Source organism: Shewanella gelidimarina, from assembly GCF_023283945.1.
GTDB classification, from domain to species: domain Bacteria; phylum Pseudomonadota; class Gammaproteobacteria; order Enterobacterales; family Shewanellaceae; genus Shewanella; species Shewanella gelidimarina.
The window spans coordinates 65,253-78,811 of sequence record NZ_JAKIKW010000018.1 but is presented as its reverse complement, the minus strand read 5'-3'; the positions used below and the strand labels follow the sequence as shown (position 1 = coordinate 78,811).

The window sequence follows — 13,559 nt, the reverse complement described above, 5'->3', positions numbered from 1 at the left end:
AAAGATTAACAGCCCCTAGTGTTGATAACGGTTTTTCATCACTGCGTAATACAGGACGGGAATAACCACCAAGGTGAGCAGGGTGGAAACCAAAATTCCAAAAATAAGGCTAATGGCCAAGCCATTAAAAATAGGATCATCTAAGATGAAAAGCGCGCCTATCATGGCCGCCAAGGCCGTTAGCATGATAGGTTTTGCACGCACTGCACCAGAATGAATCACGGCTTGTTCAAACGGCACACCTGCCGCGATTTCTTGATGGATAAAATCCACTAATAAAATGGAGTTACGCACAATGATCCCTGCGAGCGCTATCATGCCTATCATCGATGTAGCGGTGAATTGCGCGCCAAGCAATGCGTGACCGGGCATGACACCGATGATCGTTAGCGGGATGGGCGCCATGATAATTAGCGGAACGCTATAAGACTTGAATTGGGCTACGACTAACAGGTAAATCGCTATCATGCCCACAGCGTAAGCGATACCCATGTCCCTAAACGTTTCATAGGTGACTTTCCATTCTCCATCCCAGAGTATGGCGATACTGTCTAGGCCAGTAGGTTGGTTGATGTAGTGTTGCTCGAAGCCCAAGCCATCTTCTGCATTGATTTGGCTGACCATGTCAAACATGCCGTACAGGGGACTGTCCAGAGGGCCTGCCATATCAGCCACGACCATGATCATTGGGATCATGTTCTTATGGATGATGGGGACGTCGATAACCCCCTTGTCTATTTGTAATAGCTCTGACATGGCAATGGCTTGGCCGTTATTGTTTTTTATTGTGAGGTTGAGCACCTGCTCTAAATTGAACTTGTCTCCCTCTTTTAGCTGTATACGGATGGGAACAGGGTGCTTTTGGTTAGGAGCATGAAGATAGCTAATATCCTTACCCCCTATGCTGGTGGCGACCAAATCGACTATTTGACTATATTGAATGCCCAGTAGACTGGCTTTACTGCGGTCGATATTGACCTGCCATTTGGCTTGGTTAGCCGGTAGATAGATATCGATATCGACAACGTCTGTCGTTTGCTTAAAAAGGGCTTCAAGCGCGGTTGCGGCTCGTTCACGAATAGCGGCACTTGGACCATAAACTTCAGCCAGAATTGGCGACCACACAGGTGGTCCTGGAGGCACTTCTACGATTTTGACATTGGCATTATATTGTTTTGCTATCTCTTGCAACGGCGCTCTTACCGCGATAGCAATACTGTGGCTATCACGTTCTCTATGCTGTTTATCGACGAGATTTACTTGAATATCGCCTAACTCTTGGGTTTGTCGCAGAAAGTAGTGACGAAGCAAACCATTAAAGTTCATTGGCGCACTGGTGCCTGCATAGATCTGATAATTATCGACCTCTTCAACTTGGTTAAGATGTTGAGCTAATGCTTTTAATGTGCGTTGAGTTTGTTCAACCGGCGTTCCCTCTGGCAGGTCGACTATGATCTGAAACTCTGACTTATTGTCAAACGGAAGCATTTTTAACACCACCAATTTACCGATAGGCAATGCCACCGCGATCGCGATGAGTACAAAAATGGCCGCCGCTAATCCAAAGCGTGCCTTTCTGGCTGCTTTGCCGATGACAAATGGCCCAATTAACCGCGTGAAAACCCGCAGCATTAGACTGTCGGTATGGGGTTGCTCACTTTTGGCCGCTGCTTTAGTGGTGTCATGCTTCAGCAGTTTACGGCTAAGCCAAGGGGTGACCATAAAAGCAACCGCTAAAGAGATCAGCATCCCCATACTGGCATTGATTGGAATGGGGCTCATATAGGGCCCCATTAATCCTGATACAAAGGCCATTGGCAGCAGTGCCGCAATGACAGTGAAAGTGGCTAAAATGGTGGGCCCGCCCACTTCATCAACGGCTATAGGTATAAGCTCGGTGAACGTGCGCTTACCCATCGCCATATGCCGATGAATGTTCTCCACAACCACAATGGCATCATCGACTAAGATCCCGATGGAGAAGATAAGGGCAAATAAAGAGATACGATTTAAGGTAAATCCCCATGCCCAAGAGGCAAAGAGGGTGAGGGCAAGTGTAATAACAATGGCGATACCAACAACAAGTGCTTCTCTAAACCCCATGGTCAGTAACACGAGAATGACCACCGCCGAGGTGGCAAACATCAATTTTAAAATCAGAGTATTGGCTTTATTACCAGCAGTTTCACCATAGTTACGTGACACTGAAATGTTTACCCCGTCTGGCAATAATATATTGTCGACTTTATCGACGCGCTCAAGTATTGCATCAGCAATATCGACGGCGTTTACGCCTGGTTGTTTGCCTATCGCAATCGTTACCGCGGGATAGATGTTCTCTTTGTCACCATGCCAAGCGCTCTGAACGGGGATATCAGCTTTAAGGGTGATATCGGCAATATCGGCAAGGAATACGGGGGCAGTATGCTTATCGCTATCCTCCCTAATCGCAACAACCAGTTGTTTCACATCGTCTATATTAGTTAGGAACTCACCTGTTTGAACTTTGATTTCTTGGTTTTGTTGTACTAATGAAGCCGGCATCGAGACGTGGTTATTGCTGCTTAAACTATTGTGTATTTCGTTATATGAGATCCCGTAGTAGTTCATTTTTACAGGATCTATTCTGACATTGAGGGTGAGTTGGTGCGCGCCCACTGAGTTGATTTCACGGGTGCCAGGAATCCGTTTAATCTCAGTTTCTAAACTATTGGCAACATGGGTGAGTTGCTCAGCTGAGACACTAGACTCTTTTGACCACAAAGTTAAGCTGACTATCGGCACATCATCAATGCCGCGAGGTTTAATAAGAGGCTGACCGACGCCTGCATTGAGTGGCAGTTTATCTAAGTTAGAGTGGATCTGATTATAGAGTTTTACGATGGCGTCGTTACGTGCAATGCCCACTTCAAAAATAACAATAAAGAGGGCGCCATCCGGTTGTGAAAAGGAGTAAAGAGTGTCGATTCCTTTAAGTTCTGAGATGATTTGTTCAGTGGGTAACGTCACTAAACTTTCGACCTCAGCAGGTGATGCGCCAGCAAACGGAATATAAACATCAGCAAAGGTGACGTCAATTTGAGGTTCTTCCTCTTTTGGGGTCACCAATACAGCAAATATACCCAGCAAAAGGCCGAGTAATGCGAGTAAAGGGGTTATAGCACTAAGCTGGAAAGTAGCGGCAATTCGTCCTGAAATCCCTAATTTTTGCTTGTCTGTCATCTTGTCAGCTCCTTAAGGTTTAGACTGCTTTTGTAAACGCAATAAGGTTTGATAAGCATCTTTTGCGATGACATCACCATTAGATAACCCTGATAACACTTCCATTGTATCGCTGTCCTGCTGGCCAACTCTGACTTGATTAAGCACCCACTTGTTATTCTGCTGTAGATAAACGGCATTTAACTCGTTCATGGTGATAAGGGCAGTTTGAGGGATGAACATTGTTTGGCGTTGACCACTAATAAACTGGGCCTTAATGAGACTGCCAGGGATGAGCCCCGATATTTCAGTGGGCAGTGCTATACGCACTTTATAGCTGTGGCTGGCTTGGTCGACAAAGCCAAATACATTGAGCTTGTCGCTGAAAATGTGTTTGCCATCGGCTAAGATGAGTTTGAACTTAGGCTGCAGCTTTAAGGCGTTGATATAACGTTGTGGTACGTGGGTGACCGCGCGCATCTGCGTTAAAGAGTAGCCAGAATATAATGCTTGTCCAGGACTTACGGTCTCGCCCTGTTCTACATGTCGTTGAGTGACCACACCCGCAAAGGGCGCGCTTACCGCGGTATATTTTAAAGATTCAGTTGCTTGCACTATGCCCGCATTTGCAGCACTGACTGCTTGCTGTGTTGACTTAGCATTAGCTTGTGCTTCATCCATGGAACCTTCAGAAATAGCGCCTTGCGGAAAAAGCTTCTTATAACGTTGCAACTGCGCTTGGGCTTCGACATTTTGTGCATTTGCTCTTGCATACTCAGCTTCGGCTGCGGCTAATAGCGCACCTTGCTCTTTACTGGTAATTTCTAATAGTGATGCGTTTTTAGCGACAATATCATTCACATCATAATTGAGTTTTATAATACGTCCAGATGTCTGCGCCGACACCGTAGCCGCTTTTGTGGGCTCGATAATCGCATCTAGTACAACCCAGTTGGGGTAGGAGGTGTATTCAACCGTTATGGTTGGAACGCTATCAACCGTCGATGCACCATGGGCCAATGTAGGTAAAGCTAGGCTAGACATTAGCGATAATAAGAGCAGTGCAAAGGGGAGAGCGTAAGTTGCCATCGTTGATTACCTGAAATACATCCATGAGATTATTCTAATGGATGTGTTTCAAAGGCGCAATCATTATTCATTAGGAAAATGCGATGAAGATGGCTTTACGGGCAATGACACCCTCTGTTGACTGTGTCATTGCGCGTTTAATGCTAAAGCGTTAAAGGTGTTTTGGCGGATTAATCATTAAGGTAATAGGTCAATGTAGAGACGATACGGACTTTCTTTATATACGGCGTATTACTATCTCGGTCGTTAATACTAAATTGACCTTGAGCGGCCTTTTTAATTTTCCCTAATTTTGAGTCAGAATCCTTCGCAAATTTCTCGGCAACTTGGCGTGCATTTTGAGTTGCTGATTGGATCATCTCCGGCTTAACGTCGTTGAGCTTGGTAAACAAGAACTGTGCTTTGCTATTGTAATCTTGATCTGAGATAGCAATGCCTTCTTTAGCAAGTGACAGCATATTACTGCGGGCTGAAAGTAGTAGGTCAATCTTATCGGTATAAAGTGAAAGAGACACTCTTGCTGCGTAGCGAAACTTAACATTAGGATCCGCATAACCTTGGGCTAATCGGTCATCTATAGCGGGAAGTGAGATAGTGATTTCTGACTTATCAAAGCCTTGCTGCTTTAGAAACGTGGCCACTTTCTCTGTTTTAGTTTGCACATTTGCATAAAGGCTGTCGAGATCGTTATCGACTTCGGTAAAGCGGATGGGCCAAATGGCGACATTGGCGCGCACCTCTTTCTCGGCTAATCCTTTAACCGTGACGGTACGTTCCATTGATTTCATTTTGATTAGTTTATCGCCAACGGTATTGGCCATCAGGACTAATCCAAGGCAAAGAAACCCTCCTAGGATAATCGCGGCTAGAGTATTATTTTTTTGCATAAGTTCAGTTTCAAATGAGGTGTAATAAGCTCACGTTAGCAAGGTTTATCGATTGGGTACAATGAAATAGGGTTAATGGAATGTGGGCAATAAAAAAGCCGCATTCAATGCGGCTTTTTGTTTATGCAAATACAGTGTTAAAACTTGTAGTTATACTGCATTGAATAGTAAGTTGCATTTGATAGCGTGGTAGCGTGCACAGTACCAAGATCATTTCCTAGTGTTGGCATCTGCTGACCAACTTGATCTAAAACAGAGCTATGTTCAGTTAGCTGTGTTTCTTCACCTCGAATAAAGGCGATACCAAAGTCGATGCTAGTATGCTTAGACATGTTGTAAGTGGCACCCATTGTGTACCACTGACGGTCTGAATCAGGAATAGAGATTGAGCTTACTTCGCCAACAACACCTTGGTCGAACATGTAACCTGCGCGCACAGTCCAGTTTTCAGTCAGTGAGTAAGTACCACCAACACTGAATAACCAAGAGTCATCCCAAGCGTACTTTTTAAGTTGTGCTTCGCCTGGATCCGTTACTGTGATTTCATGGAAGTCACCCCAAGTTGTCATTTGCGCTGTGTAATGCAATGCAAACTTGTCTGTTAACTGGTGGAAACCAGCAACTTGGAAAATATCAGGGATGGGGATGTTGATCTCTTGAAAATCGGTTCCGCCAAACTTTACGGTACCGTCAGCAGTAAATTCTGGGCTGAAACGGTAGCTTACGCCTAAACGATGGTTAGCATTAATTTCATAAACTGCGCCTACAATACCACCAAAGGCGACACCATCAGCATCAACGTCTACAAGATCCACTGGCACATATGAACCATCTGGCGCTAGAGGCAGTTCACCTGAACGAGTCAGTGTGCCTTGACCATAAATAACATCTAAACCGGCACCAACACTGAAGTTGTCATTAATACGGTAAGACGCGCTTAGGTTGAAGTTAATGGTAGTTACTTCAGTTTTGCCGAGCAAGTCGACAGGTGCAGGAATTGTCGCTGCACCACCTAAGATGGATTTTGGTTGTGACAAATCACCAGTGTCGGTACCAGTACCGAAGTTACTAAACATAGCAACACCGTAAGCGAATTTGTCGTTGATTGGGCTAATATAGTAAAAGTTTGGGATAATTTTAGCTTCGGCTGCGTCTGGAACACTGCCGTAGTGAATTTGCCCAACGTTTGAATTTATATATACATCACTGACTTCAACTTCTACGTCTGCATAAGTTAAGCCCATTGAGAGTTGCTTCTCGTCAAACATGGCCATTGCTGCAGGGTTACGAGATAAAACAGATGCGTTATCAGCAATGACAGCGTCCCCCGCAAATGCGCGACCGATCCCCGTTGCCGATTGGCTATTAAGTTGGAAACCTGCGGCCATTGATTGTGTGCTGACTAAAGCAACAGATACTGCGATAAGAGTCTTGTTGAAATACTTCATTATTATCATCTCTATTATTATTGGTCTTACTTATATGAGTGTTAATTTTAAATTAACTGCAAGATCCGCTTGTTAGACCAGTGCATATTAGGTAGGTAATAGTAAGCTGACAACTCCGACCAGTGCTAAAATATTGTTAAGTATTAGTTAATTAAATATTTTTCATGTGCTAAAAAATATCTATTCGATTGAATATTCAAAAAGAAGCCATATAGCATAGAGGGTTGAGAGATGCTCTAGGTTTAACTTATTGTTAAGAGTATGTAACGACTGGTTGTTCAAGGGCTTAATCGAGAGATATAAAAAAAGCGTACACCTGTACGCTTTTTAGTAACAGTGCCAAATTACACGTTTATAGTTTTGCTTCAAACTCAGTAAATTGCGCTTTAACGGTATCTGAAGGTGCTTTTAATTTGCTAACAAGCACACCGGCTATTGTTGCAAAAAGGAAGCCGGGTAAGATTTCATAAAGATCAAAAATCCCTCCGCTTAGTTGCTTCCAAACAACCACTGTAACAGCACCAACAACGATAGTAGTAACAGCACCATCGCGGCTATAGTCACGCCAGAAGAGCGACATTAATACGACTGGACCAAATGCGGCACCAAAACCTGCCCATGCATAGCTAACGAGTCCAAGTACGCTGCTTTCAGGGTTCAATGCAACAATCCCCGCGATGATTGCAATGGCAAGTACGCCGATGCGACCCACTAGCATGAGTTCTTTGCTTTGCGCTTGTGGGCGTAACCACTTCTTATAAAAGTCTTCAGTAATGACGCTTGAACAAACCAGTAGTTGTGAATCAATCGTACTCATGATGGCCGACAATATGGCCGCGATAAGTAATCCGCCTATCCATGGATTGAAGGCGGCATGTGCTAGATGAATAAACACGGTTTCAGGATTTTCTAGCGGACTTGCGGCAAAGTATAATGTTCCCGCGATACCGGTCGCCAATGCACCCAATAATGCGATGAGCATCCAGCTCATTGCAATGCGGCGCGAAACAGGAATATCGTCGGCTGAACCAATTGCCATAAAACGTGACAAGATATGAGGTTGACCGAAATAGCCTAGCCCCCAAGCCAGTAACGATATGAGTCCAATAAAGGTGGTGTTTTCACTGAATAATGACAACATTGCAGGATCGAGAGCTTCAAACCCTTGCTGTGTTTCTGGTTGACTAAAAATAGCGATGGGCACAATTAATAACGCCACTAACATTAAGCAGCCTTGGAAGAAATCGGTCCAACTTACCGCAAAGAAGCCACCGACAAAGGTGTAAGCCACAATGATGGTCGAGCCAATAATCAACGCGAGCGTGTAATCAAGGCCAAAGACTTTCTCAAACAAAATAGCGCCGCCAACCATGCCAGACGATGCATAGAAGGTAAAAAACACTAATATGGTGACAGCAGAGACTAACTTGAGTATGCCTTTATTATCTTCAAATCGTTTTTCGAAAAAATCGGGAAGGGTTAGCGCGTTATCGGTAAACTCGGTGTAGATCCTTAATCGCTTGGCAACAAACAGCCAGTTTAACCAGGCACCAAAGACCAATCCGAAACCAATCCAAGCTTCACCTAAACCCCCTAAATAGACGGCGCCAGGTAAACCAAGCAGCAGCCAGCCAGACATGTCAGAAGCGCCAACACTGAGTGCGGTTACCGCTGGGCCCATGCCGCGGCCACCTAATATGTAATCTTCGACAGAATCAGTTGCCTTATAAGCCCAAAGGCCAATGCCCATCATTAAGGCAAGGTAGCCAATGAAGGTAATTAAAATAGGTAATTCAATGGTCATGAGATATATATACGCTTTTATCGTTTTTTAGTTGTGGCGCTATGCTAGCAGATATTCGAGTGTGAGCTCAATAAATGATGGAATTGTGATGTAGATCTAACCAATGGTGCGTAAATAGCACCATTGGTTGTCAAAGGACTAGATGAATGTTTGCTTAATTTCGTTTTTAACGTAATTGAGGTCTTGGCTTTCTTCACCCACAAGTAACATATAAGTGTTACCCGTTTCGAAACCCATGCCTTTATATTTATTATCGGCAAAAGCTTCTTCTAATACCATTCTATCTTCTAACGGCACGATAAACAGGGTGACTTTTCCGTGTTCGCCTTGCATGACTAAATGCAGGCTTTTTACCCCTTGAAAATCACAATAGGTACTGTAAAACACTTTACCTGGCTGCTCGGTAAATTGCATATCACCAATATTGCCAAGCGAAGCCAGTTGAAAGTTAACGTCTTGGTATTGGACATTCTGATCAAGATGAAGAGCTTTATCTTCATGATAAACGTGTGCCAATGCATGCTGTCCTAAATCAACAGGTCCCATGCGCATTAACGTAAAGGTAATACCCGCTAAGAAGGCCACTGATGCGACCATCGCAAACGCAAATCCTGTTTTACGACGTTGTGCATGGTGATGTTGCAACTGTTGACGTAATAACAACTTAGCCACTAGATCATCAGGTACATCGATGCTCAGTGCTTTTTCAATTTTGTTATCTAAGCCTTTAAGAACATTTAAAAAGGCTTCGCTTTCTGCCGATTCCATTGCTGCTTGAAGGAACTCGGGATCTTGGCTATTTGGCTCACCATAAGCTTGGCGGCGAAATTTAAGTTCATCCATTGGATTGACCTCTGATAGTCGGTTGTTCGAGTGCATCCTTCAGTTGGTTTCTTGCTCTAAATAAACGAGTCATAACAGTATTTCGATTAAGATCTAATATCTTTGCTATTTCTTCGCCACTAAAACCACCAATCACTTGCAGTAATAATGGTTCTCGGTATTCAAGTTCCAACTTTGAAATTTGTCTCTGTAATAAATGTTGTTCAGCATGGTCTTCGGTACTGCTAGAAAACGTGTCTTCAATAAACTCTTGTTCAACATCAGAGTAATTAAATTGTTTACGCTCAAAACGTCGTGCATTTTCACGGCGGAGAATAGTAATCAGCCATGATTTTGCAGCTTTTTCATCTTTTAATGAATCAAGTGAACGCCATGCGCGCAGAAACGTTTCCTGGGTGATATCTTCAGCGACATGTTTATCGCCGCATAGCCAATAGGCATAACGGTATATATCGGTATGAAGTGCCCTGACAAGGCTATCGTATCGTCTTTGTTTGCTAACCATGTCTGAAGAGACCGTGGAGCTCGACTTTTTATTTCGCCAACTATCAAACATTTTTTATTTTTTCTAACTGGATCAATAAAACACAGCTTAACCTTGTTCATCGTCGAATACCAATATGTGGAATCACTAAACAAAGCCAAAAACAAAATAGTGTAAACAGATAGGCTCAAAATAACGCTAGATTCTGTTACTGATATAAAAATGACGCTCTAAATGAGCGTCATTATTTAAATGATGTATTACTCCGTAACCGTTATGTTTGCGGGTTGAGTGAATTAAGAGCAGAGGTATTACTCTGTTTATCATTCATTTTTGTCGCCAAAATGATGTTGAGTAATTGCTTGTAGTCAATCTCGGTGGTGTTTTTGCTATAAGCAGATTGCTGCAATGACGCGATTGCGATAGAAAGCTCCGCTGATATTTTGGCTATATCTTGTAATGTCATTGGTTGTCCTAAAAGCTCAGAGTAGTAGGCTATTAGTGCGTTGATAACTTTTGTTGGTTCTTTTGCTGCACAACTTTGCTCAAGCAATTTTCGGGCACTGTTATTTATAGTCGTTAGACTTTTTTCGTTGATTTTAGCAGTGCTTACTGGCTGTTTTTTTCTGGCATTGAGCCAAAGCATTAGCGTTAATAACCATAACAACGCAAAACCGCCAGTTAACCAAGGCCAGTAACCCGCAGTGGTTGTTTGAATCGTATTTGGCGGTTGATGAATGTTCACAGGTTCGGCAATAGCGCCTCCAACGACGACAACAGTACGGGCGGGAAGAGTGGCGTATTGCTGCTGCTTGAGGTGCGGGTTCCACCAAGGAACTTTTATTTCCGGTAGTGTGTAAGTGCCAGCTTTTGTCGCCACTATTGCGGTGGTTTGCGTGAGTTGTGACACCATTTGTTTATCTCGAACAAACGACTTTCGTTGTGCCTTTTCTGGATAGGTCTTTAGCTCAGCAGGTGTTGATAGTCGGATGTCGGGCAAACTGGTCTCATCAGCATTAGATGCTAATAAGCTTATCGTACGAGTAATAGGGTCGCCGACTTTATACTCGACGGGTATTGTCGGCCAATCTTCTTTTAACACGACTAAATCAGATACCAACCACTGACCTTGATACTCGATAGGCTCAGGGTTGATCAATACGATTGATTTTGGCGCTTGGGTTTGAGTCGGCCGACTTTCATTGAATGAGAACATACCGCCATTGCGTTTGGTTTGTACCAGTACATCTCCAGAAAAACTGGCACCATTGATGGTCAGTTCACCGGGTTGGTCGGCGATAATGGCATAGGCGCGTTCAATGACGCGGTAACGCTTGCCATTAACAATTTCATTGCTGTCTTTATCTTCACCCAGTTGTTTGATTTGAGCGCCGTCTAGCAATGGAGCGCTAAGCACTCCACGTTGTAATTCTAGTGCCAGATAAAGCTTCACTCTGTAGGTTAACATTTGGCCGACATAAGCTTCTTCTGAAGATAAGCTCGATCGCATAAAAATATCTTGCATCTGTTGCGGTTGCGACTTTCTATCGACTACCGAAAGGGTAATGGGCGCAGAACTCACGCCTTTTATACTGAAGGCGGGAATGGTGATGTTGCCGCCAAATTTTGGCGATAAAAGCACTTGCCAACGAGTCTCGTTTCTCGCATCAAAATTCATGATCTGTTTACTGCGACTGATGCTTGTTCTACCAACGATAAAGTCCTTTAGCAGTGATGAGGTGTTGAGCTCACCACTGTTGAGATCGTCATCTGCAACAACCGTTAGCACCAGAGATTCACCTTCAATAACAGGATTACGGTCAACCGATGCTTGCAAGCTGGTGATTGCATAGGCGGGTGCCGCAGCGGTTAAGGCTACAATTAAGAGCGCACATAGATGTCGAATTACCACTGTTGGTTTTCCTTGGTATTAATGCCTTGGCGGCGTCGTTTCTGATATTCAAGCTGCATTTTATTACGGAGTAATACTTGCGGGTCGTCTGCAATCGCTCTTAATGCTCTTTCCATTTCTGGCGGAAGAGGTTCATCTGAAGGGGCTATTGGAGCCATTGAGCCTTGTTGTTCACCTTCTTGAACATCACTCTCTTGAGTGTCACTTTCAACTGCAGATTCTTGTGCTTTAGTTTGCTGAGGTTCATCTTTCGAGTCATCTTTTGAACTATCGGCTTCCATCGCAGCATCATTATCATTGGGCTGCTCTTTACCTGAGTTTTGCTCAGCGTCTTGCGCAGCATCTTCATTTTGCTGAGGTTCAGCGGATTCATCGCTAGGGTCATCGTCAGAATCATCTGTAGAATTGGCATCATCAGATTGTTCTTTATTCTGTTCACCTTGGCTATCTTTAGACTCAGAGCTGCTGTCTTGTGATTGTTTATCGTTTGGATCTGATTCATCCGATTGCTGTTGATTGTCACCTTGACCATTTTGTTGCTGCTCTTGTTGCTGTTGCAACTTTTTGGCGAGAGCCAAGTTTTGCTTCGCGACGTCCATCTCAGGCGCTTGATTGAGTGCCTGTTGATAGCGCTTTTCGGCTTGATCATATTGACCTAGCTGCATGAGTGCATTGCCTTGGTTGTAGAGGCCACTGGCTGAAGTATCTTGCTCAAAGCCCGTAAGAGCTTCATCAAATTGACCCGCCTTATAACGGGCGCTGGCTTGCCATTGAGTTTGTTCAAATTGCTCTGCCGCAGCTTGATACTGCTGAGCTTGATAGGCGTTTGATGCTTGTTGATTTTGAGTTTGCCAAAGGTTATCCCAACTGTCGGCATAAACGGGCTGGATTGGCTGCATAATGGCCATTAACGCGAAGACACCGATAATGCCGTGTCTGAAGCTAAGCAGCGCGGGAAGTAGCAATAACAGTGCGATGTAGCCGCCCAGATCTTGCCAAACCTCACCTTCTAAATCACTCTCTTTAGTGTCTTTTGTGCTGGCAAGCCATTGCACGAGTTGGGTCACATCTTGACCATCAGCACGAATAGGGATCACAGTACCATTGGCTGACGATGCTAATGATTGCAGCAATCCATAATCTGTTTTGGCGATAACGACTTGATTACCGTTATCACGCAATAGTTGACCATTGGGCAGTTGAATCGGAGCACCTTGTTCACTGCCAAAAGCCAGAATGCCTAAGCGGTAGGAACTGCCTTTTAAGACAGATTTGGCTCGATTAAGTTGAGAGCTGGAAATACCGTCGGTAAAAAGCACAATATCACCACGAACATGCCCGCCCTGGATTAATAATGACTTGGCATGCTCTAGCGCTACTTCAACATTAGAGCCTTTAACGGGCATGATACTTGGCGTCAACGTCGGCAATAGGTTCAATAAGGTGGCTTTATCACGTGTTAATGGACTAATGGTAAAGGCATCACCAGCATAAGCGATTAGGCCCGTTTCACCTTCAACGACCGTCTCAATCAGATCAGTGGCTCGGTATTTTGATTGAGTCAGTCGATTCGGTGATAGGTCGTTAGCATACATAGATAGCGACATATCCATCACTATGACTCGACCTTGAGCCGATTCATAGACTGGCAGAGCCGTTTTTTCCAATGCGGGCCCCGATAGCGCAAGCACTGCAATCAACCAAGCAAATGCAAGATATAAAACGTTATGACTCTGTTTTTTCTCGATACTGCCTAGCAATACATCGGCAAGGTGAGGTGCTATATACTGGTTCCAACTGGAACTGGCACCTTGGTTTTTCTTGATAAATAGCAGCAGTATGACAAGTGGAATGAGCGCCAAAAACCACTCAGGGCGTAAAAAATGCATGA

General features: G+C 44.1%; 9 protein-coding genes. All 9 read right to left on the bottom strand.

All coding sequences use genetic code 11. From position 1 onward, the window contains the following. Positions 1-15: 15 nt before the first annotated feature. Positions 16-3,222 carry an efflux RND transporter permease subunit gene (locus L2729_RS15215; RefSeq protein ID WP_248989033.1) on the bottom strand — a complete coding sequence of 1,069 codons (3,207 nt, stop codon included), beginning with the start codon at positions 3,220-3,222 and terminating at the stop codon, positions 16-18. Positions 3,223-3,234: 12 nt separating this feature from the next. Next, on the bottom strand, positions 3,235-4,245 hold the full coding sequence (locus tag L2729_RS15210; RefSeq protein WP_428848255.1) for an efflux RND transporter periplasmic adaptor subunit: 1,011 nt from the start codon (positions 4,243-4,245) through the stop codon (positions 3,235-3,237). 215 nt (positions 4,246-4,460) lie between these two features. Further along, entirely contained in the window at positions 4,461-5,177 is a 717-nt protein-coding gene (locus L2729_RS15205) for an SIMPL domain-containing protein (protein WP_248989031.1), read from the bottom strand. Positions 5,178-5,314: 137 nt separating this feature from the next. After that, positions 5,315-6,625, bottom strand: a complete 1,311-nt coding sequence (locus tag L2729_RS15200; protein ID WP_248989030.1) for an OmpP1/FadL family transporter — start codon at positions 6,623-6,625, stop codon at positions 5,315-5,317. A 352-nt stretch (positions 6,626-6,977) separates the two neighbouring features. After that, positions 6,978-8,429, bottom strand: a complete 1,452-nt coding sequence (putP, locus tag L2729_RS15195) for a sodium/proline symporter PutP (protein WP_248989029.1) — start codon at positions 8,427-8,429, stop codon at positions 6,978-6,980. Between the two features lie 138 nt (positions 8,430-8,567). Beyond that, positions 8,568-9,272 carry a DUF3379 domain-containing protein gene (locus L2729_RS15190; protein WP_248989028.1) on the bottom strand — a complete coding sequence of 235 codons (705 nt, stop codon included), beginning with the start codon at positions 9,270-9,272 and terminating at the stop codon, positions 8,568-8,570. Further along, the gene (locus tag L2729_RS15185; protein WP_248989027.1) at positions 9,265-9,828 is read right to left on the bottom strand and encodes a sigma-70 family RNA polymerase sigma factor; all 564 of its coding nucleotides are present in this window, start codon (positions 9,826-9,828) and stop codon (positions 9,265-9,267) included. Before L2729_RS15185 ends, L2729_RS15190 begins: the two co-directional genes overlap by 8 nt. A 202-nt stretch (positions 9,829-10,030) precedes the next feature. Next, positions 10,031-11,668, bottom strand: coding sequence for a BatD family protein (locus L2729_RS15180; protein WP_248989026.1), 1,638 nt, complete (start codon positions 11,666-11,668; stop codon positions 10,031-10,033). Beyond that, positions 11,662-13,557 (bottom strand): vWA domain-containing protein, encoded by a 1,896-nt coding sequence (locus tag L2729_RS15175; RefSeq protein WP_248989025.1) that lies wholly within the window; start codon positions 13,555-13,557, stop codon positions 11,662-11,664. The genes L2729_RS15180 and L2729_RS15175 overlap by 7 nt, the downstream gene beginning before the upstream one ends. Positions 13,558-13,559: the final 2 nt, after the last annotated feature.